Origin of the sequence: Paraburkholderia sp. J76, assembly GCF_905220295.1 — a bacterium.
In the GTDB taxonomy this organism is placed as follows: domain Bacteria; phylum Pseudomonadota; class Gammaproteobacteria; order Burkholderiales; family Burkholderiaceae; genus Paraburkholderia.
Map to the genome: position 1 here is coordinate 29,820 of NZ_CAJMZJ010000003.1, position 22,505 is coordinate 52,324.

Here is a 22,505-nt window from a genome sequence, read left to right on the forward strand (position 1 = left end):
CGGCTTACGATTGCGCGACGCGGCGGCGCACGTAGTGATTGAAGAGCACGGCAATGAGCAGCATCACGCCGAGGAACACGCGGAACCAGTCCGAATCGATGTTCGTGTAAGTGATGCCGATCTGCACGACGCCGAAGATGAGCGCTCCGAACGCCGCGCCAATCACCGAACCGTAGCCGCCCGTGAGCAGCGTGCCGCCGATCACCGCGGCGATGATGGCTTCGAACTCCTTCTGAAGACCGCGGTCGGCGGCGGCCGAACCGATGTCGCACACTTGCAGCACGGCGAAGAGGCACGAGCAGAACGCGGTGAGCATGAAGAGCGAGATTTTCACGCGCTTCACGGGCACGCCCACGTTCTTGGCGGCGTTGGCGTCGCCGCCCACGGCGAGAATCCAGTTGCCGTAGCGCGTTTTCGCGAGCACGAACGCGCCAATGGCGACGAGCGCGAACCACCAGAGAATCACCTTCGGCACGCCGGGCACGAGCGGCTGGCCGTTGTCGAGCATCTTGCCGATGCCGACATGCGCGAGCGCCACGAACAGGCCCTTGAACGCGGTGCCGTGAAAGAGCAGGTTGGTGATGAAGTCGGCTCGCGCCACGTCGCCCACACCCGAGACGATGGTGCGGTCGGCGAACATGATCGAGAGCGCGAGGGTCAGTCCACGCAGGATGAAGAGGAACGCGAGCGTGACGATGAACGAAGGCAGCCGCGTGCGCATGACGAGGTAGCCGTTGAGTGCGCCGAGGGCCGTGCAGCCCACGAACGCGAACAGAATCGACAGCGCGATGGGCCAGTGAAAGTACATCGTGGGAATGGCCACCATCATGCCGGCGAAGCCGATCATCGAGCCGATGGAGAGGTCGAACTCGCCGGCGATCATCAGCAGGCACGCGCCGACGCTCAGGATACCCAGGTAAGCCGCGACCTGGGACCAGTTCATTACGCCGTCGAGATCGAACATGCCCGAGCCGCCCGCGCCGATCGCGAAGACGGCGAAGACCAGCACGGTGCCGGAAATCGCGGCGAATTCGGGCCGGCCGAGCAGATGGCCGAACCACGATTCGCGGCGCACGCGTTCGTCGCTGGCGCCGGGCGTCGGCGTGGGCGTGTCTTGCGCGCCGCTCTCCGGTGCGTGCGAGGGGAAGTGTTTGCCGGCTACACCCATGATGTCTCCTTTATCTCGGCCGTGTGAGGCGCACTGGCACCTGCCGGCACCTGCCTCGAATCGAGAATGCCCGAGCGCATTCCCTGCAAGCGACTGCCTTGCAGTAAAAGCAACACGGTGAATGGCGCGCGGCGAGGCTGGCGAGAGGCGATGCGCATCGGAAGATGCTAGCCGCCGCCGCGCGTGACTGACGAAAAATGCTTAGCGGTACTGACCTGCGTACTTCACGACCTTGTCGAGATTCTCCTTGGTGATGAAGCCCGGACCCGAGCGGATATTCTTCGGACCATACGAAGGTTGCAGGCCATAGGTTTCGAGACGCTGCTTGAACTTCGGATTCGCTTCCAGAATCTGGCGGATCTTCTGCGGGTCTGTGGTGTGTTCTTTCTTCACGATGGCGAGCACGGCCACGGGGATATAACCCTGCAGGTACGGCTGCTGATCGATCGCGAACTGGATGGTGCCCGCGCGGATCGCCTTGGCAATGTCATCGGAGAAGTCGAACGTGCAGAAGTAGATCTTGCCCGCGAGGCCCATCTGCTGGACCGCCTTGAGCGTGGCGGCGGCCGGCACCGGGCCGAGCGTGAGAATCGCGCCCGTGTTCGGATGGTTGCGCAGGTACGCGCTCACCTTCGACTGGATTTCGGTCGGGTCCTGGCCGGAGTCGATCGTCGAGGACTTGTAGTCCACGCCGATGGCGTCCGCGAAACCGCGGCAGCGTTCGAACGACACGGCGTTGGTCGCGAAGTGGTTCACGCACAGAAACGACTTCACGCCCGCGGCCTTGGCCTTTTCGCCGGCTGCGTGGCCGGCCACATATTCGGGCTGACCCACGTGCATGATCGCGCCGAGCTTCGCGCTCTGCTCCTCGGTGCCCGAGTTGATCGTCACGAGCGGAATCTTCTTTTCCGTGACCTTGCCGATGGCGCTTTTCAGCACGTCGTAATCGGCGATGGTGACGATCACGCCGTCGTAGTTGCGCGCGGCGGCCTGTTCGATCAGGCGCGACATGTCGGCGATGTCGCCGTTGGGCGGATTGCGGTAGTCGGTCTCGACGTTCCAGTCTTCGTCGGCCTGCTTGATGGCGTTCTTGATCGTGTTCCACCACGAGTCGGAATCGGGCGCGTGGCTGATCAGCACGAAATGCGCGTCGGGGGCGGCTTGCGCCGTTTGCGCGCTCAGCACGGCCGCGCCTGTCAGTCCCGCGGCCAGCGCGAGCATTGCGGCCAACCTTCGGAGCGTGGTCTTGCCCTTGCGTTGATTCATTGTCTCCACCTTTCTCGGTCTGTCGTTCGTTCTTGGGGTGAGCGTCGCAGCCGTGCTTTTTACTTGCCGCTTGCTACCGGGTGCCGATACCTGCACCAACCGCCGCGCTCATCGACAAGAGTAGGACATCGCCTCGCGACTTGCAACGGAAATTTCATTGCAAATAAAAATGGAAAATCTGTTCCATTCGCGTGACGCGCTGCCTATAATCGGCTCCGTCGATATGCCGTGGGATCGAGGCCTGGTAAGGCTTTGCGGCAGTGCGACAACCACGCAAGGAAGACAATCATGGCGGATGACACAACCGACGCCGTAGCGGGCGTGGACGAATTGATGCAGCGCATCGCGCAGGACTACGAGGCGCTGCCGCGTCAGCTAAAAAGCATCGCGACCTACATCGAGCAACATCGCGCGAGCGTGATGATGGACCGCACGAGCGATATCGCCGCGAGTTGCGGCGTGCATCCCTCGGCCGTGGTGCGCTTTGCGCAGCGCTTCGGGTTCTCGGGCTTCTCCGATCTGCAGGCGGTGTTCCGGCAGGCGTATGCGGGGCAGGGCGCGTCGGCCACGAGCTATCAGCAGCGCATTCGCCAACTGATCGACGCCAACGAGGGCGAGGCGAGCCCGGACATGGGCGGCGCCGTGGCGCGCGAATTCATCGGCGCGTGCCGCAACGGGCTCGACGAACTCGAAGCCGGCCTCGACGGCGCGCAGTTCGACGAGGCCGTGAAGATGCTCGAACTGGCGGACAACATCTACGTGATCGGCGTGCGGCGCTCGTTTCCGGTGGCGAGCTATATCGTCTACGCCTTGCAGCACACGCGCAAACGCGTGCATCTCGTTTCGGGTCTCGGCGGCATGTATCACGAGCAGATCCGCAGCGTGAAGAAGGGCGACGTGGTGATCGCCATCAGCTTCGCGCCCTACGGCAAGGAGACGCAGTACTGCCTGCGCACGGCGCAGCAGCATCACGCCAGAACGCTCGTCATCACCGACAGCCAGCTTTCGCCGCTCGCGCGCCACGCGAACGCGCAACTCTATGTGAAGGAGGGGAGCGCGTTCGCGTTCCGCTCGCTCACCAGCACTTTCTGCCTGTGCCAGGCGCTCTTCATCGCGCTTGCGTACCGGCTCGAACTCAACGTGGAAGAATCGACCGACACTGGAGGATACGATGACTAGTGCAGCAAGCGGAGCCGCGAAAACGCTGGATGTGGCGGTATTCGGCGCGGGGCGCATCGGCCGCATTCATGCGGGCAATCTCGCGCGCCAGGCGGGCGTGCGCCTGAAGTACGTGATCGACGTGAATCGCGAAGCCGCCGCCGCGCTCGCCGCACAGTACGGCGCGCAGGTCGTCGACGTGGACGCGGCATTCGGCGACGCTTCGATCGGCGCCACGGTGATCTGTTCGAGCACCGATACGCACTCCGAACTGATCCTGAAATCGGCGGCGGCGGGCAAGCCTATCTTCTGCGAGAAGCCCGTCGATCTGACCATCGAGCGCGCACGCGCCTGCGCGCAAGCGGTCGAGCGCGCGGGCGTCGTCGCCATGATCGGCTTTCAGCGCCGCTACGATCCCACGTTCGCCGCGCTCAAGACGCGCCTCGACGCGGGCGAGATCGGCACGCCGGAAATGCTGATCGTCACGAGCCGCGATCCGGGCGCGCCGCCGGTGGAGTACATCAAGCACTCGGGCGGCATCTTCAAGGACATGCTGATTCACGACTTCGACATCTTCCGCTGGATTCTCGACGACGAAGCGCTGAGCGTACACGCCACGGGCAGTTGCCTGTCCGATCCGGCCATTGCCGATGCGGGCGATATCGATTCGACGGCGGTGACGATCCGCACGAAGCGCGGGCGCCTTTGCCAGATCAACACGGCGCGGCGCGCGGCTTACGGCTACGACCAGCGCTTCGAGGTGCTCGGCAGCGAGGGCATGCTGCAGGCCGGCAACATGAAGCCCACTGAAGTGGTGGCGTGGACGAAGGCGGCGGTCGCGCAGGACGTGCCCGAGGCGTTTTTCCTCGAACGCTACCGCTCGGCCTACGCGCGCGAGATGGCGCACTTTCACGAAGCGGTCACGCAGGGCGTGCCCGTGCGCACGTCGGTCGCCGACGGGTTGAAAGCGCTGGAACTGGCCGAAGCCGCCTCGCTGTCGTGGCGCGAGGGCCGTGTGGTGATGCTCGGCGACTGAACCGGAGACGAACATGCAGGCAATCGATCGTGCCCGGCCGTTGCGCGTGGGCGTGGCGGGACTGGGGAGGCTGGGGCGTCGGCATGCGCAGAACCTGGCGTATCGCGTGCCGGGGGCGGCGCTCGCGGCCGCGTGCAGTCCGCTCGAAGCGGATCTCGCGTGGGCGCGCGAGGCGCTGCCCGCCGCGCGCCTGTATGGCGAGTACGCCGACCTGCTCGCGGATCAATCGGTCGATGCGGTGTGGCTCGTCACGCCTTCCGCATTGCACGCGGAGCAGATCGTGCAGGCGCTCGAAGCGGGCAAGCACGTGTTTTGCGAGAAGCCGCTTTCGCTCGACGTGGCGGAATGCGAGCGCGTGGTGAACGTGTCGCTTCGTCATCCTGAGCATCAGGTGACCATCGGTTTCATGCGTCGCTTCGATCCCAGTTATCAGGATGCCTGGTCAAAAGTGCAGGCGGGTGCGATCGGCAGGCCGTTTCTCGTGCGCTCGCAGACCTGCGATCTCAACGATCCCGAAGGCTTTTTCGTGCGCTTCGCGCCCACTTCGGGCGGCATTTTTCTCGACTGCACGGTGCACGATATCGACGTCGCGCGCTGGCTGCTGGGCAAACCGCGCGCCACGCGCGTCTACGCCGCGGGCGCGATTGCGCTGCACGAATGCCTGCGCGAATCGGGCGACGTGGACAACGGCGTCGCGATCTGCGAGTTCGAGGGCGGACGTCTCGCGATGTTCTACGCGTCGCGCACGATGGCGCACGGCAACGACACCTCGAGCGAGGTAATCGGCACGGCGGGCGCGCTCGCCATCGGGCGCATCCCGCGCGCGAATCGTGTCGAGGTCTACGACGCGACAGGCGTTCGCAGCGAATGCACGCCTGCGTTCTTCGACCGTTTCGAAGCGGCGTTCCTGATCGAGGCGCAAGCCTTCGTCGCCGAAGTCGCGGCGCGCAACGCGGATGGGGCGCAGAAGGAGAGCCTTGGTGCGACGCTCGAAGACGCGCTGGAGGCCACGCGCATCGGCCAGGCGCTGCGCGAGTCGTTGCATACCGGGGCGGCGGTCGCGCTGTAACGCGGGCGGCGATCGTGGGCCAGGCGGCGGTTGGCGCGGCTGCGGTAAAATCGACGTTATTGCCAGCGCCGTCTCACGCCGCGACGGTGCGCCACTGAAGGATCCAACCCCGATGCAGATTCAGGTTCACAAGGAAGTGGATGCGCGCGGGCTGAACTGCCCGCTGCCGATCCTGCGCGCCAAGAAGGCGCTCGCCGACATGGAAAGCGGCCAGATTCTCAAGGTCCTCGCGACCGATCCCGGCTCGCAGCGCGATTTCGCAGCGTTTGCGAAGCAAACCGGCAACGAGATCGTGGAAAGCACGCAGCAGGACAAGACGTTCGTGTTCCTGATGCGCCGGCGCTGAGCGTATCGACGGATAAAAAAATGGCCCGCATGAGAACATGCGGGCCATTCTTGTTTCTACTGCGCCAGGGCGCTTTAGCCTTCCAGCACCGGATTACGCGTACGCAGATACTCGTCGAAATCGGCGCCGACTTCCGGGTGGCGCAGCGCGAATTCCACCGTCGCCTTCAGGTAGCCGAGCTTGCTGCCGCAGTCGAAGCGCGTGCCGTGGTACTTGTACGCGAGCACCTGTTCGTCGGCGAGCAGGGACTGGATGGCGTCGGTGAGCTGCAGTTCGCCGCCCGCACCGGGCTTGATCGACTTGAGATGGTCGAAAATGCGCGGCTTGAGCACGTAGCGGCCCACCACGCCGAGGTTCGACGGCGCGACTTCGGGCGCCGGCTTCTCGACGATGCCCGAGAGCTTGACGATCGAGTCTTCCCATTCCTTGCCGTCGACAATGCCGTACGAGCGCGTTTCCGAGGGCGGAATCTCTTCCACGCCGAGCACGGAGCTATGGTAGTGATCGAACACCTCGACCATCTGCTGCATGACGGGCGGGGTGCCGTAAAGCAGGTCGTCGGCGAGAATCACGGCGAACGGGTTGTCGCCCACGAGCTTTTCCGCGCACAGCACGGCGTGGCCCAGGCCGAGCGCTTCGGGCTGACGTACGTAGAAACAGTCGACGTTGTTCGGCTTGATGTTGCGCACCAGTTCGAGCAGCTTGGCCTTGCCGCGCGCTTCGAGTTCGGCCTCGATCTCATACGACTTGTCGAAATGGTCCTCGATCGCACGCTTGCTGCGGCCGGTCACGAAGATCATCTCCGTGATGCCGGCGGCCACGGCTTCTTCGACCGCGTACTGGATGAGCGGCTTGTCGACCACGGGCAGCATTTCCTTCGGGCTGGCCTTCGTGGCCGGAAGGAAGCGCGTGCCTAGGCCCGCTACGGGGAATACCGCTTTTGTCACTTTCAGCATGTCTTTAGTCCCTGTCCTGGTGCTCGTGCGACGCCGCGGGTGCGGCGTCACGCGTTACAGCCTGTGGCCGATATGGCCGCTCAGGCCGGCAACCGCGCGAGTTGCGCGGTCAGCTTGTCCAGCGTTGCCTGGTATTCTGCCAGTCTCTTCTGCTCCTGCTCAACAACCACGGGCGGTGCTTTTGCTACAAAACTGTCATTTCCTAGCTTAACCTTGCACTTCGTCACCTCATTGCCAAGGCGCGCTATTTCCTTGGACAGCCGTTCGCGTTCGGCGGCGACGTCGATCTCCACCTTCAGCACGAGCTTGTCCGTGCCAACGATAGCAACTGGCGCGCCTGCCGAGGCGGCGTCGAGCGCGGCTTCGTCGGCGATGATCTGGACCTCCGAAAGCCGCGCGAGCGCCTGCGCATAGGGCGCGAACGTCGCGAGGCGCTCCGCGTTGCCCGTGGCGAGCAGCGGTACCTTCGTGGCGGGCGAGAGGCCCATTTCGCCACGCAGGTTGCGGCATGCATCGATCACGGCCTTAAGGTCGGCGGCCCACTGTTCGGCGCTTTCGTCGATCTTCTTCGCTTGCGCCACCGGGTAACGCTGCATCATGATCGATGCCTCGCCTTCGGCTGCGCCTTGCGGGTACGCGTCGGTGAGCGGCGCCACCTTCTGCCACAGCGCTTCGGTGATGAACGGAATCACCGGATGCGCGAGGCGCAGCACCGTTTCCAGCACGCGCAGCAGCGTGCGGCGCGTGGCGCGCTGCTGCTCGGGCGTACCCGTCTGGATCTGCACCTTCGCGAGTTCCAGATACCAGTCACAGTATTCGTCCCAGACGAACTTGTATATGGCGTTGGCCACGTTGTCGAAGCGATAGTCCGCGAAGCCCTTCGCGACTTCGGCTTCCACGCGTTGCAGGAGCGAGACGATCCAGCGGTCGGCCTGCGAGAAGTCCGTGTAGCCGCCGGGGCCGCAATCGCCGGGCTGGCAATCGCCCGGCTTGCCGAAACCGCAGTCGTGGCCTTCGCAGTTCATCAGCACGAAGCGCGTGGCGTTCCAGAGCTTGTTGCAGAAGTTGCGATAGCCCTCGCAGCGCGCGAGGTCGAAGTTCACGTTGCGACCGAGCGTGGCCATCGAGGCCATCGTGAAGCGCAGCGCGTCGGTGCCGAACGCGGGAATGCCGTCCGGGAACTCCTTGCGCGTCTTCTTTTCGATGGTCGCGGCCTGCTTCGGGTTCATCAGGCCCGTGGTGCGCTTGGCCACCAGCGCTTCGAGGTCGATGCCGTCCACGATATCGATCGGGTCGAGCGTGTTGCCCTTGCTCTTGGACATCTTCTGGCCTTCGGCGTCGCGCACGAGGCCGTGCACGTACACCGTGTCGAACGGCACCTTGCCGGTGAAGTGCGTGGTCATCATGACCATGCGCGCCACCCAGAAGAAGATGATGTCGAAGCCCGTCACCAGCACGGAGGAGGGCAGGAAGGCCTTCAGTTCAGGCGTGTCCGCAGGCCAGCCGAGCGAGGAGAACGGCACGAGCGCCGACGAGAACCACGTGTCGAGCACGTCCTCGTCGCGCTTGAGTGCGCCCTTGTAGCCCCTGGCGTCGGCCTGCGCGCGCGCTTCTTCCTCGCTCTTCGCGACGAAGATCTCGCCGTTTTCGCCGTACCACGCGGGAATCTGGTGGCCCCACCAGAGCTGACGCGAGATGCACCAGTCCTGGATGTTCTCGAGCCACTGGTAGTAGGTGGTCGTCCAGTTTTCCGGCACGAACTTGATCTGGCCGTTGCGCACCACATCGAGCGAGGTTTCGGTGATCGACTTGCCGGGGTTGAACGTGCCTTCGGGGGCGGCCTTCGTCATCGCCACGAACCATTGGTCCGTGAGCATCGGCTCGATCACCACGCCCGTACGGTCGCCGCGCGGCACCATCAGCTTGTGCGGCTGCACCGAGTCGAGCAGGCCCAGCGCCTCGAAGTCGGCCACCACCTGCTTGCGCGCCTCGAAGCGGTCGAGTCCGCGATATTTTTCAGGCGCGTTCTCGTTGATCTTCGCGTCGAGCGTGAGGATCTCGATCCTCGGCAGGCTGTGGCGCAGGCCCACCTGGTAGTCGTTGAAGTCGTGCGCGGGCGTGACCTTCACCACACCCGTGCCGAATTCGCGGTCCACGTATTCGTCGGCGATCACCGGGATTTCGCGGTCGGTGAGCGGCAGCTTGACCATCTTGCCGATCAGGTGCGCATAGCGCTCGTCTTCCGGGTGCACCATCACGGCCGTGTCGCCGAGCATGGTTTCCGGGCGCGTCGTGGCGACGGTCAGCGTGGCCGAGCCGTCCGCGAGCGGATAGCGCAGATGCCACAGATTGCCGTTTTCCTCTTCGCTCGCCACTTCGAGGTCGGAGACGGCGGTGAGCAGCACCGGGTCCCAGTTCACGAGGCGCTTGCCGCGGTAGATCAGGCCCTGTTCGTAGAGACGCACGAACACGTCGCGCACGGCGGCGGACATCTTGTCGTCCATCGTGAAATATTCGCGCGACCAGTCGATCGAGGCGCCGAGGCGCCGCACCTGGCCCGTGATGGTCGAGCCCGACTGCTGCTTCCATTCCCACACGCGCTCGACGAACTTCTCGCGGCCGAGGTCGTGGCGCGAGACCTTCTGCGCGTCGAGCTGGCGCTCGACCACGATCTGCGTGGCAATGCCCGCGTGGTCCGTGCCCGGCACCCACAGCGTGTTCTCGCCGAGCATGCGATGGTAGCGCGCGAGGCCGTCCATGATCGTCTGGTTGAACGCATGCCCCATGTGCAGCGTGCCGGTGACGTTGGGCGGCGGCAACTGGATCGAGAAGTTGTTGCGGCCGGGCTCGAAGGTCGCGGCGGCGTAGCCTCGACGCTCCCATTCGGGGCCCCAGTGGGCCTCGATCGTCTGGGGCTCGAAGCTTTTCGCTAGCGTGCTGTCGCTCATGGGTGGAATCTGCCGAAAAAAGGATGCGGAAACGTTCGATTATAAGGGGAAGTCCTCCCGGAGCCGACGCTGCGCCGGGTTCGGGGCGCGCAAGACCGGCGCGTGCGCGCGCACTTATAATGGCGGTCTGCCATTCATCGGCGCGTTCGCGCGGCGCGCTTCGTGCCGCGAGCCGCCCCGCGTAACCCCAGCGCCTCGTCCCTTTTTTTCGCCCCATGCCCGAACTGCTCGCGAACCTGAACCCCGAACAACTCGCCGCCGTGACGTTGCCCAACGAACCGGCGCTCATTCTGGCCGGGGCCGGCAGCGGCAAGACGCGCGTGCTGATCACGCGCATTGCGTGGCTGATCCAGCAGGGCATGGCCTCGCCGTCCACCATTCTCGCCGTGACCTTCACGAACAAGGCCGCGCGCGAAATGTTGGGCCGCCTTCAGGCGATGATGCCCATCGACACGCGCGGCATGTGGATCGGCACGTTCCACGGCCTGTGCAACCGCATGCTGCGCGCGCATTTCCGCGACGCCGGCCTGCCGCAAACCTTCCAGATCCTCGATACGGCCGACCAGCTTTCGGCCATCAAGCGTCTGATGAAGGGCCTGAACATCGACGACGAGAAATACCCGCCCAAGAACTTGCAGTACTTCATCAACAACGCGAAGGAGCAGGGCCTGCGTCCGAAGGACGTGGACGTGAGCGACGACTTCAACCGCAAGTTCGTCGAACTCTACGAGGCGTACGACCAGCAGTGCCAGCGCGAAGGCGTGGTCGATTTCGCCGAACTGCTGCTGCGCTGCTACGAACTGCTCGCGTACAACCCGCCGCTGCGCGCGCACTACCAGGCGCGCTTTCGCGACATCCTCGTGGACGAGTTCCAGGACACCAACAAGCTCCAGTACGCGTGGCTCAAGCTGCTCGCGGGCCCTGGCAACGCGATTTTCGCGGTGGGCGACGACGACCAGTCGATCTATGCGTTTCGCGGCGCGAACGTCGGCAACATGCGCGACTTCGAGAACGAATTCCGCGTGAAGCACATGATCAAGCTGGAGCAGAACTACCGCTCGCACGGCCATATTCTCGATGCGGCCAATTACCTGATTGCGCATAATTCGCGGCGTCTGGGCAAGAATCTGCGCACCGACGCGGGCCACGGCGAGCCGGTGCGCGTGTACGAAGCGGCAACCGACTCGCAGGAAGCGGGCTGGATCGTCGAGGAGATTCGCGCGCTCATCAACCAGGGTCTGGCGCGTCACGAGATCGCCATTCTTTACCGCAGCAACGCGCAGTCGCGCACGATCGAGCACACGCTTGTCAATGCGGGCGTGCCGTACAAGGTGTATGGCGGCCTGCGCTTCTTCGAGCGTCAGGAAGTCAAGCATGCGCTCGCGTATCTGCGTCTCATCGACAATCCGAACGACGACACGGCGTTCGCGCGCGTCGTGAACTTCCCCACGCGCGGCATCGGCGCGCGCTCGATCGAACAGCTTGCCGACGCGGCGCGTCTCTACAACTGTTCGATGGCCGCGGCCATTCCGTACGTGACGGGCAAGGCGGGCACGAGCCTCGGTTCGTTCGCCAGTCTGGTCGCGAAGATGCGCGCCGAAACCGCGCAGATGAGCCTGCCGGAAACCGTCGAATACACGGTGCGCATGAGCGGGCTCGCCGAGTTCTATCAGACCGAGCGCGAAGGCCAGGACCGGCTGGAGAACTTGCAGGAACTCGTGAATGCCGCCACGGCGTTCGTGAGCGAAGCGGGCTACGGGCTCGACACGCCTGCGCGCTCGATTCCGTTGCGCCCGGGCGCGAGCGCGGTGCCCGAGATCGTCTCCCAGGACGGCGAGATCGAAGTGCTCGACGCGCCCGCGATCACCGACCCCGCGCAGAACCCCGACCTCATGACGCCGCTTGCGGGCTTTCTCTCGCACGCGTCGCTCGAAGCCGGCGACAACCAGGCGCAGGCGGGCCAGGACGCCGTGCAACTGATGACGGTGCACGCCGCGAAGGGCCTCGAATTCACGGCGGTGTTCATCACCGGCCTCGAAGAGGGCCTGTTCCCGCACGAGAACAGCGCGATGGAAGCCGACGGTCTCGAAGAAGAGCGCCGCCTGATGTACGTGGCGATCACGCGCGCGAAGGAGCGGCTCTATATCTCGTTCGCGCAGAGCCGCCTGCTGCACGGCCAGACGCGCTACAACGTGCGCTCGCGCTTTTTCGACGAACTGCCGCAGGAATCGCTCAAGTGGCTCACGCCCAAAGTGGAAGCGGGCGCGCGCTGGGGCGGCCGCTCCGACAACGCAGGCTGGGGCCGCGACTGGTTCGCGCGGCCGGGCGGCGGCGAGGGCGGCGGCAACGCGGGCAACTACGGCGGCGGCCGTCGCGAGCGCGACGCCTATATCGCCGACAAGAGCCCGGCGCCCGCGTTCGCCAACGAGCAGCGCGCAGCCGAAACGGGCTTTCGCGTAGGCCAGGGCGTGTTCCACACGAAGTTCGGCGAAGGCACGATCACGGCGCTCGAAGGCAGCGGCGCCGACGCCAAGGCGCAGGTGCGTTTCAAGCGTCACGGCGAGAAGTGGCTCGCGCTGGCGGTGGCCAGACTTCAGGCCGTTGAATAACCCCGCACCTCTTTTTCGACGATGAACGATTCGACTCAAGCGTCGGCTCAAGCGAGCGGCGCGGCCGCCCGCCCGCTCGGCGTGCTCGCCGCGCTGCCCCAGGAACTCGGCGATCTGATCGCGGCGATGCAGGCCGAATCGGGCGTGGTCACGCGCACGTTCGGGCGGCGCGACTACCACCTCGGCACGGTGCACGGCGCGCCTTGCGTGGTGACGCTCGCGCGCGTGGGCAAGGTGGCGGCGGCCGCCACGGCGAGCGCGCTGATCCATGCGTTCGATGTCGAAGCCATCGTCTTTACGGGCGTGGCGGGCGGCGTGGGCGAGAACGTGCACGTGGGCGACGTGGTGGTGGGCGAAACGCTGCTCCAGCACGACATGAACTGCGAACCGATCTTTCCGCGTCATGAGATTCCGCTGCTCGGGCGCGCGCGCTTCGACGCCGAACGCGCGCTCGCCGATGCGCTTGCCGCCGCCGCCGCGCGTTTTATCGCCGAGGAGGGCGCCGCGCTCGCCGCGCATTTCGGCGCGGCGTTGCCGCGTCTGGCGAGCGTGGCGCCGCAGGTGCACCGCGGGCTCGTGATCAGCGGCGATCAGTTCGTCGCGAGCGCGGTTGCCGTGGACGCGCTGCGCGCGCTGTTGCCCGATGCGCTCGCCGTGGAGATGGAGGGCGCGGCGATTGCCCAGGTCTGTCACGAGTACGACGTGCCTTGCGCGGTGGTCCGCACGATCTCCGATACCGCCGACGAGCACGCGAGCACCTCGTTCTCGAGCTTCCTCACCGATATCGCGGGCACGTACTCGACCGGCATTCTCAAGCGCTTTCTCGCCGCGTACCGGCCGCTCGCGCGCTAAGCGATCAGCCCTCCGCCGCGCCGTTATCGGCGCTCACCGCCTCGCGAATCGATTGCAGCGCCGACGCATCCTCGATGGTGGGCAAGTCGCCCGGCTCGCGTCCTTCGGCGAGCGCGGCGATCGCGCGGCGCAGGAGCTTGCCCGAGCGCGTCTTCGGCAGCATCGGCACGAAATGCACGCGCGCGGGACGACCGATCGCGCCGAGCTGGCGGTCCACGGTTGCGCTCAGCGAAGCCGCGAGCTTGCCGGCCTCGGCGGGATCGGCAGCCGCGTTCGCGTCGCGCAGCACCACGAAAGCCAGCGCCGCCTGACCCTTCACCGCGTCGTTCACGCCCACCACGGCCACTTCCGCGACCGCCGCGTGCGACGAGATCGCCTCTTCTATTTCGCGCGTGCCGAGACGATGCCCCGCCACGTTGATCACGTCGTCGGTGCGCCCGAGGATCGTCACGTAGCCGTCGCTGTCCTGCACGCCCCAGTCGAACGTCGAATACACCTGCTGGCCGGGCACGCTTTCCCAGTACGTTTTCACGAAGCGCGCATCGTCGCCCCATACGGTCTGCATGCAGCCCGGCGGCAACGGGTAGCCGAGCGTGATCACGCCTTTGTCGCTTTGCTCGCAGGGCTCGCCCGTATTTTCGTTGCGCAGCACGAGGTCGTAGCCGTAGCAGGGCACGCCCGGCGATCCGAGCTTTTGCGGCAGCGGATCCACGCCGCGCTGGATGGCCAGCATTGGCCAGCCGGTCTCGGTCTGCCAGTAGTTGTCGACGACGGGTTTGCCGAGGGCGCCTGAGATCCACTCGGCCGTGGGCCCATCGAGCGGTTCGCCAGCGAGAAAGAGCGTGCGCAGGCTCGAAAGATCGGCGGCACGCATGAGCGCCGGGTCCTGCTTCTTGAGCACGCGAATGGCCGTGGGCGCCGTGAACATCAGGTTGATACGGTGCTGCTCGACGAGACGCCACCAGATGCCGCCGTCGGGGCGCACCGGCGTGCCCTCGTACATCACCGTGGTCATGCCCGCGAGCAGCGGCGCATAGATGATGTAGCTGTGGCCCACCACCCAGCCGATATCCGACGCCGTGAACATCGTGTCGCCGGCGCGCCCTTCGAAGATGTATTCCATCGAAGCCGCGAGCGCCACCGCGTAGCCGCCCACGTCGCGCTGCACGCCCTTGGGTTTGCCCGTCGTGCCCGAGGTGTAGAGGATGTAGGAAGGCTCGTTCGATTCGAGCCATTCGCACGGAATCTGCACGTCGTAGTGCTGCTCGCGCAGCGGCTCGTAGTCCACGAGATATGGTGCGTTCAGCCGCTCGGGTGCGAGCTGGCGGTCGATCAGCAGCACCTTGGGCGGTGCGTATTCGGCGCGCGCCATCGCTTCGTCCACGAGCGGCGTGTAGTCGATCACCTTGCCGCCGCGCGCGCCGGCGTCGGCCGTGACGAGCAGCGCGGGCTTCGCGTCGTCGATGCGCGCGGCCAGGCTCGGCGCCGCGAATCCGCCGAACACGACCGAGTGAATCGCGCCGAGGCGCGCGCAGGCGAGCATGGCGAACACGGCCTCGGGAATCATCGGCAGATAGATCAGCACGCGCGCGCCGCGCTGAACGCCGAGCGAGCGCATCACGGCGGCCATGCGGTTCACTTCGGCATGCAGATCGGCATAGGTGTAGCGGCGCTCGATGCCGGTTTCGGTCGAGACGTAGACGAGCGCATTCTGGTGCGCGCGCGACGTGAGGTGGCGGTCCACGGCGTTGAAGCACAGGTTCGTGCGGCCGCCGCAGAACCAGCGCGCGAACGGCGGGTTCGAGCGGTCGAGCACCTGCTCGAACGGCGTTTCCCAATGGATACGCTCGGCTTCGCGGCGCCAGAAGTCGTCGGGGTTGGCGACCGACTCGCGGTGAAAATCGCGGTAACGCATGACTACCTTCCTCCCGTGCTGATGATGCAGGCGGCCAGCGCAGCGAGCCGGGGCAACGAACCGGATCTGGCGCAGTTTTTCAGGATAGTGCAGTGCAATGCGCGCGGGCAACGGGGGTTCTCCCGCGGGTCGTTCAGGACGGCCGCATGCGGCTCGCCCGTTTCGGCCTGGGTGCGGCGCTCAGGCGCGCCTGTCGGCATGCGCGACCCGCGGCAACGGGGCGGCGCGCCAACGGCGCAGCCAGTGCCGCGCGGTTTCGACGATCTCGTCGAGCTGGGCGTGCACCGTGCTCGACAGGCACTCGCCGTAGGCGTCGCCGCCTACCGGCTGCACGCCGATCAGGACGATCTCGCGCGGCGAGCGGCCACTAAGCTGCGCGCAGGCGAGCGCGGCGGCGAAGCCCATGCCGATGCGTTTCGGGCAGCGCGTATAGAGGCATTCGGCCGCGGCGTCGCCGGTGAGCACGCAGAGCGCGCCAGGCGCCAGGCCGAAATCGAGCGCGGTGAGCACCATAAGCCGCTGCGCGGATTCGACGACCGGCAGCAGCGAGCGCCCGCGCGTGCCGCCTTCCACGAGTTCGACCTGCGCGGGCCAATCCCAATACGTTCCCAGCCTCTTGAGTGCGTGGACCCCCATGCCCGCATCGCCCCATTGCACATTGCCGAGGCCGAGCACGACCACGCGCTGCGCTGCGGGCGCCGGGCGGCTGACGAGCCCGGCCAGCGCGCGGCGCGCAAAGGCGCGCACGGCGCCGTCGTCGCGCGGGGCTCGCGGTATGCCGCCGATTTCGTGCGGTCGATGCAGGCGAAGGGTCACGTTGATGGCTGGAAGGGTGAGTGTACGAATAGGAATAATCCGAGTTATTCGCTAAACCTCCGTTGATGTATATCAATCGAGATAGGTTTTATCGTGATAAAGGCATAGTTTTGCAATGCTCACCGATTCGCCGTCAGAACAATGTGCGGGAGGGGCTAACACTCCGTCTGCCCGGAGCAACAAAAAAGGGAGCGTCAAACTGGCGCTCCCTCTCTTGATGTGCTTCGGCGTGCGCTGTTAGCGCGTCGTCACGTTCCAGGCTTCACGACCACCGTGCAGGTCGTGCCGGCGGCGAGCACCATGTCGGCCGGCACCTTGTCGATGTGGATGCGCACCGGCACGCGCTGCGCGAGCCGCACCCAGTTGAAGGTCGGGTTCACGTCGGCGAGCAGTTCGCGGCTTTGCGGATTGTCGCGGTCGTAAATGCCGCGCGAGATGCTTTCCACGTGGCCTTCGAGCGTGCCGCCGCTCATCAGCTTGATATCGGCCTTGTTGCCCACCTTCACGTGCGGCAGCTTGGTTTCCTCGAAGTAGCCGTAGACCCAGAACGAATGGCTGTCCACTACGGCAAGCTTCGCCTGGCCCGATGTCGCGTAGTCGCCCTGGAACACCTGGAGGTTCGTGATGTAGCCGTCCACCGGCGAGACCACGCGCGTGCGTGCGAGGTTGAGCTTCGCGGCGTCGAGCGCGGCGATGGCCTGCTGGTACTGCGCCTGCGCCGAGTTCGCCGCGTGCGACGCGTTCTCGCGGTTTTCCTGCGAGACGACTTCGCTGTCCATGTCGGCGCGGCGGCGCGCGTCGTCCTGGCGCATGGTCAGCTCGGCCTTGCGCGCGGCCACGGCGGCCTCGGCCTGCTCGACGGCGATCTGATAGTGCGAGGGGTCGATCTGCATGAGCAGGTCGCCCTTGTGCACGAACTGGTTGTCCGTCACGGGCAGCTCGACCACGGCGCCGGAGACGTCGGGGGCGATGTTCACCACTTCGGCGCGCACGCGGCCGTCGCGGGTCCACGGCTCGTCCATGTAGTGCACCCACAGGACGCGCCCGACCAGAATGGCGACGACGAAGATGATGGCCGTCGCGATAAAGCCAATGAGGTTGCGGATTGTCATGATTCGGTTGATTCGTTCAGCGATGCCTTCAGCGGCGCATTTAGTGATAAATCGCGAGGCCGAGCACGCAGCACACGACCACGAGCAGGCTCACGCGAAAGAGGGAGGGGTGCCACACGACCCGGTAGAGGCCGGTTCGGGCCAGCATGGAATCGAGCACCCAGGTGATGGCCGCGCCCAGAATGAAGAGCAGCACGATCGCCGGGATATAGGCGTCGAGAAACGCGACGTCACGAGGCATGGTTGGCTCCTTGAGTTGGGCCACGGTTCGCGCCCTCGCTGCCCGCGTAGGCCGCGAGCGGCGATTGCGGGTCGATGAGCGCGGTGCGGATGAAATGCAGATGGCTCTGGATGCGCTGCAACTGGTGGCGCTCCTCGCGAGGCGGCGTGTCGCCGTGCGCTTCGGACCTCCACATGCCTTGCAGCACGGTCTCGCTTGCGTCGATGGCGTGCGCTGTCGCTGCGAGCGCATCGCGGTAACGCGCCTCGCCCGGGCGATCGAAAAGCGCGCTCACGGTTTTGAGCGTCGCGTCGATCGCCACGCGCCAGGCCGTTCCCCGCGCGTAGTGCGGATGCGCGGGCAGCGCGGCCAGTTCGTGGCGCAGATCGAGCGCGGCGTTGCCCACTTCGAGCGTCGAGAAGAGCCAGCGCAGCGTGTCGCGGCATTGCGCTTCGTCGTTGCCGGCGATCGACGAAAGCTGGAACATCAGATCGCGCGCGCCGCTCTCGAAGCGGTTGCGCAGCCCTTTCAGGCGCGCGCGGCAAGCCTGCACCGCGCCGCCGCGCAGGTCGGCCAGCAGCCGCCGGCGCAGCCACGGCGTGGAGGGCGGCAGGAGCACGGCGAACGCGAGCGCCGAGACCGCCATCGACGCGATGAGCGCGAGCGCATCGTTCATATAGCTGCTGGGGTTGTACTGCACGACGTTGTCCGGCCCCGCGAGAAAACACAGGAAGATGCAGTAGCCCACGCCGTAACCAACGTACTTCGGGCGCGTCGTGAGGAACACGCCGAACGCGAGGGCAGGCGCGAGCGCGACGCACAGCATCGCGAAGCCGTCGATATGCGGAAATACGCCGAATGTGAGCACCATGCCGACGAGCGATGCGAGCACGGTGCCGAGCGCCATCTGCGTGGCCATGCGCGAGGGCTGCGGCGCGGACGAGGCGAGCGCGCAGGTCGCGGCGGCGTTGAGCACGAGGGTCGAGCCGCTCGGCCATGCGGTGGCGATCCAGAACGCGCCGAGCAGCGTCATCACAATCGCCGCGCGCAGTCCCGCTACGCCAGCCGCGATCAGGTTCGTCTTCGGCACGTAGCGCGCGATCCATTTTTCGCGCGAATGCGTATCGACGGCGAGCGAGGCGTAGGTGGCCGTGTACTCGGTCATTTCGTGCACGAAGCGGTAGAGCAGCTCCGTGGCGGTGTCGAAGTCGAGCAGGCGCGCGTTGCCTTGCGCTTCGAGTTCGGTGCGCGTGGCGCGCACGCGTTTGGGCAGCGCCGAGCGATAGTCGTCGAGCTGCTTCGAGACGTGCGTCGCGTCGGCGGCCGTGAGCACCGGCTCGCCCGCTTTCGCGAACAGCGGCGCGATCTCGCGGAAATACGGTTCGAGCGCATCGACGGTGGCCGACGAGCCATCCGCGCGCAGGCGGTTCATCAACTGATGCAACGCGTGAAAGCGCGTGGAGGCCGTCATGAACTCGGTGTTCAGACGCGCGAGGCGCCCCGAGCGCATGCGCGCGTCGGGCGACTCGAACACGGCCATGCTGCGGTTCGCCTCTAGGCCCACGACGTCGACGACGAAGCGCGCATTGCTCGCTTCGATGTGCGAACGATCGATACGCCCGGCCAGCGCCGCCGAAACATAATCGACGAACGATGAGAAACGGCGCCGCACGTTCGAGCGCAGCAGCTCGCCCGTAAACTGCGGAAACACCACGGCGCTCACAAAACCCGAACACAGAATGCCGATCGAGATTTCGCCCACGCGCGTCATCGCCGACATGAACGCGCCATCGGGATGCTGCGAAGCCGGAATGCCGATGAGCGCCGCCGTATAGCCCGCGAGCACGAAGCCGTACGAGCGGAAGTTGCGGTTGCGCGCGGCGCCCGCGGTGCACACGCCGACCCACAGCGCCGTCGAGACAATGAAGAGTTCCGGCTGCTGCGCGAAGAGGCCGATCAGCGCGAGCATGACCACGAGGCCCACGAGCGTGCCGCAGATCCGGTAGAAGCTTTTCGCGAACACGGGACCGCTTTGCGGCTGCATCACGATGAACACGGTGGTCATGGCTGTGCGCGGCTGCGGCAGATCGAGCTTCATCGCGATGCCGAGCGCGAGCAGCGCGGCGGCGATCGCCTTGAAGAGATAGAGCCAGACGAGGCCGTCCGTGCGCGCCCAGTCGGCGAGCGCGGTATAGAGGCGTTGGCCGCCTGGCTGCGAGGGTGAGGAGGTGGACGCTTGCATCGCCGGGCCTCAGTGCGGCGCGAGCAGCGCGGCGGGCATGAGCGGCACGTCACGCGTTTTCTTGCCGTGCGCGGGCAGTTGCTCGGCTTCGGTCGGCCCCTTCGCGGCGGCATCGCTCGATGCGTCGATCATGCCGCCGCCCAGCGCCGCGACGAGCGTGGCGTGCGCGGCGAGACGCCCGGCCTGGATGTGCGCGACGCCTTCCTGCGCGCGCAGCAACTGCGTTTGCGCGATCAGCACGTTCACATAGTCGGTCAGACCGCGGCGGAAGCCTTCCTGTGCAAGATCGTAATTGCGTTGCGCGGCCGCGACCGAGCGGTGCGCATCGTCTTCCTGCGTCGCGAGCGAGCGCATGCGCACGACCTGATCGGCGATTTCCTTGAGCGCGGTGACGATCGTCTGGTTGTACTGATCGACCGCGATGTCGTACGCGGCGGACTGCGCGCCGAGCTGCGCGCGCAGGCGTCCGCCGTCGAAGATCGGCAGCGAGAACGCGGGGCCGGCCGCATAGCTGCCGCTCATCGACTTGAGGAACTGGAACAGCGGGCCGGCCGCCGCGTAACCGCCCATCGAAACGAGCAGATTGACGTTCGGATAGAAGTCCGCCTTGGCGACGTCGATGCCGCGCGCCTGCGCGGCGACGAGCCAGCGCGCCGCGACCACGTCGGGGCGATAGCCGATCAGTTCGGCGGGCAGCGCCGAGGGCAGGCCCGCGGGCGCGGCGAGCGAGAGCGCGGGGCGCTGGATCGTCTCCCCGGCGCCGGGACCCTTGCCCGCGAGCGCCGCGAGCCGGTTCTTGCCTAGCGCGATGGATTCCTCGAGCGCGTCGATCTGGCGTTCGTACTCGGGCAGCGGCGTTTGCGCCTGACTCACTTCGAGCTGCGTGCCGATGCCGCCCGCCAGGCGCTTTTGCGCGAGCGTGAGAATGCGCTGTTGCTGCGCGAGCGTTTGTTTCGCGATGTCGAGCAGCGCGTAGTTCATCGACATCTCGATGTAGGTGCGCGTGACGTTGACTTCGAGTTCGAGCTGCGCCGCGCGCGCGTCGGCGGCGGTGGCGTGCGCCACGTCGAGCGCGCGCTCCGCGTTGTTCCTGTCCTGGCCCCAGAGGTCGAGGTGATACGAGAGGCCGAGCGTGGCGGTGTTGTTCCACGTATTCGCGCCCGCGAGCGGCCCCGGTCCGTAATAGACGTTGTCGGACCATTGCTGACGCTGGATGGACGTGCTGCCGTTGATTTGCGGCAGGAGCCCGGCCTGCGCCACGCCCACCATCGAGCGCGCTTCGCGCACGCGCGCCTGCGCGGCGGCAAACGAGGGGTTGCCGGCCACCGAGGCTTCGATCCAGGCGTTCAGTTGAGGGTCGTTATAGCCGCGCCACCAATCTCCGGCGGGCCAGCCTGCGTCGGTATTCGCCGCGCGGATCGCCGAACCGGCGTCGAGTTGCGCGGGTTGCGCCGGCTTCGCCTGCGGTGCGATGCCCCCGGTACTGGCGCAGCCCGCGATTATCAACGAGAACGTAAGAACCGAGAGTGCGGCGAGTCCTTTCGGTACCGGAGACTGCACGATTTACTCCTTTTCTTGACTATGAATCACTGTGCGTCATTATATTTTTTGCGGGATTGATGAATAACTGGTAAGGATGCAAGGCATTTTTACGAAACATGAGACAATGGGTCTTACGGGATATGTAACAATTCTGTGTCAGATATAGGATTGGTATGGATACGCTTCAAAACATGCGTGTATTCGTGCGGGTGGTGGAGGCGGGCAGCTTCACGGGCGCGGCGCAATACCTGAACACGACCACGGCTTATGCTTCGCGCGCGGTATCCGATCTGGAGGCGCATCTGCGCACGCGGCTTTTGAACCGCACGACGCGCCGCATCGCGCTCACCGAGGCGGGCGAGCGCTACCTCCAGCGCTGCGAGCAGATCCTCGCCTACGTCGATCAGGCCGAAGCGGAAGCCGGCGACGCCCATGCGCGCCCCGCAGGCAAGCTCAAGGTCCACGCGATGACGAGCTTCGGCCAGCACTACGTGGTGCCGGCGGTGGGGCAGTATCAGTTGCTCTATCCGGACGTGCACGTGGAACTCACGCTCGCGCAGCGCATGCCGGACCTGCTCGACGAGGGGTACGACGTCGCCCTCGTGCTCGCCACCGACCTGCCGGACTCGGGCTTCGTCTCGCAGCGCATTGCGAGCGCGTTCAGCATCGCGTGCGCATCGCCCGCGTATCTGGAGAAGCGCGGTGTGCCGCAAACGCCCGCCGATCTCGCGAACCATACCTGTCTGCAGTTGGTGACGCCGGTGTTCCCGAGCGCGCAGTGGCAGTTCACGGGCCCCGAAGGCGCGTGCAGCATCGAACTCGGTCCCGCCACGTTCCAGGTGAACGTGGCCGAGGCGATGGCGGTGGCCGTGCGCGAGGGCATGGGCGTGGGCCTGCTGCCGATCTATTCGGCGATCAGCGGTCTGCGCAGCGGCGAACTTCAGTGGATCCTGCCCGAGTACAAGTCGCAGGAGATGAACGTTTTTGCGGTGTACCCGTCGCGCCAGTATCTCGACGCGAAAATCCGCACCTGGGTCGAACTGCTGCGCGAGAGCCTGCCTTCGACGCTCGCGCGCGACCAGAACGAGTTGCGCCAGTTCGCGCGCACCTGAGGCAAACGCATTTGCGCCCGATCAAGCGGCGCATACGGGCTGTGACAGCCTGTTACAGCTTGCGCACATGGCAACACTTGCTTACGCCCGGCGGCGCGGCGGCTTGGTAAGGTAGCGGGACTGTTTTACGCAACCTTC

The 22,505-nt window shown here is 65.8% G+C and carries 17 protein-coding genes; 7 read left to right on the forward strand and 10 right to left on the reverse strand.

All coding sequences use genetic code 11. The features are described from left to right. Window positions 1-4 precede the first annotated feature (4 nt). Together U5768_RS06740 and U5768_RS06745 are read right to left on the reverse strand one after the other, a co-directional pair. Window positions 5-1,168, reverse strand: coding sequence for an ABC transporter permease (locus tag U5768_RS06740; protein WP_322029629.1), 1,164 nt, complete (start codon window positions 1,166-1,168; stop codon window positions 5-7). Window positions 1,169-1,369: 201 nt separating this feature from the next. Beyond that, entirely contained in the window at window positions 1,370-2,434 is a 1,065-nt protein-coding gene (locus tag U5768_RS06745; protein WP_322029630.1) for a sugar ABC transporter substrate-binding protein, read from the reverse strand. Between the two features lie 288 nt (window positions 2,435-2,722). Between U5768_RS06745 and U5768_RS06750 the strand changes: the two genes are divergently transcribed. From U5768_RS06750 to U5768_RS06765, 4 genes are all read left to right on the forward strand, one after another. Beyond that, on the forward strand, window positions 2,723-3,613 hold the full coding sequence (locus tag U5768_RS06750) for a MurR/RpiR family transcriptional regulator (RefSeq protein ID WP_322029631.1): 891 nt from the start codon (window positions 2,723-2,725) through the stop codon (window positions 3,611-3,613). Further along, window positions 3,606-4,628: an inositol 2-dehydrogenase gene (gene iolG / locus U5768_RS06755; protein WP_322029632.1), complete on the forward strand. Its 1,023-nt coding sequence runs from the start codon at window positions 3,606-3,608 to the stop codon at window positions 4,626-4,628. Before U5768_RS06750 ends, iolG begins: the two co-directional genes overlap by 8 nt. Before the next feature lie 13 nt (window positions 4,629-4,641). Then, a complete protein-coding gene (locus tag U5768_RS06760; RefSeq protein WP_322029633.1) occupies window positions 4,642-5,697 on the forward strand; it encodes a Gfo/Idh/MocA family oxidoreductase in 1,056 nt (351 codons plus the stop codon). Between the two features lie 118 nt (window positions 5,698-5,815). Further along, window positions 5,816-6,043, forward strand: coding sequence for a sulfurtransferase TusA family protein (locus tag U5768_RS06765; protein WP_027815106.1), 228 nt, complete (start codon window positions 5,816-5,818; stop codon window positions 6,041-6,043). 74 nt (window positions 6,044-6,117) lie between these two features. On the opposite strand, the gene galU is transcribed toward U5768_RS06765, so the two are convergent. Together galU and U5768_RS06775 are read right to left on the reverse strand one after the other, a co-directional pair. Next, window positions 6,118-6,999 carry a UTP--glucose-1-phosphate uridylyltransferase GalU gene (galU, locus tag U5768_RS06770; protein WP_322029634.1) on the reverse strand — a complete coding sequence of 294 codons (882 nt, stop codon included), beginning with the start codon at window positions 6,997-6,999 and terminating at the stop codon, window positions 6,118-6,120. A gap of 80 nt (window positions 7,000-7,079) precedes the next feature. Continuing rightward, complete coding sequence (locus U5768_RS06775; RefSeq protein WP_322029635.1) at window positions 7,080-9,947, reverse strand: valine--tRNA ligase; 2,868 nt, start codon at window positions 9,945-9,947, stop codon at window positions 7,080-7,082. 215 nt (window positions 9,948-10,162) lie between these two features. On the opposite strand from U5768_RS06775, the gene U5768_RS06780 reads away from it, so the two are divergent. Together U5768_RS06780 and U5768_RS06785 are read left to right on the forward strand one after the other, a co-directional pair. Beyond that, on the forward strand, window positions 10,163-12,556 hold the full coding sequence (locus U5768_RS06780) for a UvrD-helicase domain-containing protein (protein WP_322029636.1): 2,394 nt from the start codon (window positions 10,163-10,165) through the stop codon (window positions 12,554-12,556). Window positions 12,557-12,577: 21 nt separating this feature from the next. Then, window positions 12,578-13,408 carry a 5'-methylthioadenosine/adenosylhomocysteine nucleosidase gene (locus tag U5768_RS06785; protein WP_322029637.1) on the forward strand — a complete coding sequence of 277 codons (831 nt, stop codon included), beginning with the start codon at window positions 12,578-12,580 and terminating at the stop codon, window positions 13,406-13,408. A gap of 4 nt (window positions 13,409-13,412) precedes the next feature. Here the strand turns inward: U5768_RS06785 and U5768_RS06790 are convergent, their stop codons facing one another. From U5768_RS06790 to U5768_RS06815, 6 genes are all read right to left on the reverse strand, one after another. Further along, window positions 13,413-15,323, reverse strand: coding sequence for a propionate--CoA ligase (locus U5768_RS06790; RefSeq protein WP_322029638.1), 1,911 nt, complete (start codon window positions 15,321-15,323; stop codon window positions 13,413-13,415). 180 nt (window positions 15,324-15,503) lie between these two features. Further along, window positions 15,504-16,139 (reverse strand): hydrogenase maturation protease, encoded by a 636-nt coding sequence (locus U5768_RS06795; RefSeq protein ID WP_322029639.1) that lies wholly within the window; start codon window positions 16,137-16,139, stop codon window positions 15,504-15,506. Between the two features lie 248 nt (window positions 16,140-16,387). Next, window positions 16,388-17,251 (reverse strand): HlyD family secretion protein, encoded by an 864-nt coding sequence (locus tag U5768_RS06800; protein ID WP_322029640.1) that lies wholly within the window; start codon window positions 17,249-17,251, stop codon window positions 16,388-16,390. A 40-nt stretch (window positions 17,252-17,291) separates the two neighbouring features. Next, on the reverse strand, window positions 17,292-17,492 hold the full coding sequence (locus tag U5768_RS06805) for a DUF1656 domain-containing protein (RefSeq protein WP_322029641.1): 201 nt from the start codon (window positions 17,490-17,492) through the stop codon (window positions 17,292-17,294). Continuing rightward, on the reverse strand, window positions 17,482-19,713 hold the full coding sequence (locus tag U5768_RS06810; protein WP_322029642.1) for an FUSC family protein: 2,232 nt from the start codon (window positions 19,711-19,713) through the stop codon (window positions 17,482-17,484). Before U5768_RS06810 ends, U5768_RS06805 begins: the two co-directional genes overlap by 11 nt. A 9-nt stretch (window positions 19,714-19,722) precedes the next feature. Then, window positions 19,723-21,273, reverse strand: a complete 1,551-nt coding sequence (locus U5768_RS06815) for an efflux transporter outer membrane subunit (RefSeq protein WP_322029643.1) — start codon at window positions 21,271-21,273, stop codon at window positions 19,723-19,725. Window positions 21,274-21,428: 155 nt separating this feature from the next. Here U5768_RS06815 and U5768_RS06820 point away from each other — a divergent pair, with 155 nt between their 5' ends. Continuing rightward, window positions 21,429-22,367 carry a LysR family transcriptional regulator gene (locus tag U5768_RS06820; RefSeq protein ID WP_322029644.1) on the forward strand — a complete coding sequence of 313 codons (939 nt, stop codon included), beginning with the start codon at window positions 21,429-21,431 and terminating at the stop codon, window positions 22,365-22,367. The last annotated feature ends 138 nt before the right edge of the window (window positions 22,368-22,505 follow it).

What these genes read in the sequence shown, in the direction of transcription:
- U5768_RS06810 (WP_322029642.1), bottom strand. Translation starts at nt 19,713, where the DNA reads ATGCAAGCGTCCACCTCCTCACCCTCGCAGCCAGGCGGCCAACGCCTC.
- U5768_RS06800 (WP_322029640.1), bottom strand. Translation starts at nt 17,251, where the DNA reads ATGACAATCCGCAACCTCATTGGCTTTATCGCGACGGCCATCATCTTC.
- U5768_RS06760 (WP_322029633.1), top strand. Translation starts at nt 4,642, where the DNA reads ATGCAGGCAATCGATCGTGCCCGGCCGTTGCGCGTGGGCGTGGCGGGA.
- U5768_RS06750 (WP_322029631.1), top strand. Translation starts at nt 2,723, where the DNA reads ATGGCGGATGACACAACCGACGCCGTAGCGGGCGTGGACGAATTGATG.
- U5768_RS06790 (WP_322029638.1), bottom strand. Translation starts at nt 15,323, where the DNA reads ATGCGTTACCGCGATTTTCACCGCGAGTCGGTCGCCAACCCCGACGAC.
- iolG (WP_322029632.1), top strand. Translation starts at nt 3,606, where the DNA reads ATGACTAGTGCAGCAAGCGGAGCCGCGAAAACGCTGGATGTGGCGGTA.
- galU (WP_322029634.1), bottom strand. Translation starts at nt 6,999, where the DNA reads ATGCTGAAAGTGACAAAAGCGGTATTCCCCGTAGCGGGCCTAGGCACG.
- U5768_RS06740 (WP_322029629.1), bottom strand. Translation starts at nt 1,168, where the DNA reads ATGGGTGTAGCCGGCAAACACTTCCCCTCGCACGCACCGGAGAGCGGC.
- U5768_RS06820 (WP_322029644.1), top strand. Translation starts at nt 21,429, where the DNA reads ATGGATACGCTTCAAAACATGCGTGTATTCGTGCGGGTGGTGGAGGCG.
- U5768_RS06780 (WP_322029636.1), top strand. Translation starts at nt 10,163, where the DNA reads ATGCCCGAACTGCTCGCGAACCTGAACCCCGAACAACTCGCCGCCGTG.
- U5768_RS06785 (WP_322029637.1), top strand. Translation starts at nt 12,578, where the DNA reads ATGAACGATTCGACTCAAGCGTCGGCTCAAGCGAGCGGCGCGGCCGCC.
- U5768_RS06745 (WP_322029630.1), bottom strand. Translation starts at nt 2,434, where the DNA reads ATGAATCAACGCAAGGGCAAGACCACGCTCCGAAGGTTGGCCGCAATG.
- U5768_RS06805 (WP_322029641.1), bottom strand. Translation starts at nt 17,492, where the DNA reads ATGCCTCGTGACGTCGCGTTTCTCGACGCCTATATCCCGGCGATCGTG.
- U5768_RS06775 (WP_322029635.1), bottom strand. Translation starts at nt 9,947, where the DNA reads ATGAGCGACAGCACGCTAGCGAAAAGCTTCGAGCCCCAGACGATCGAG.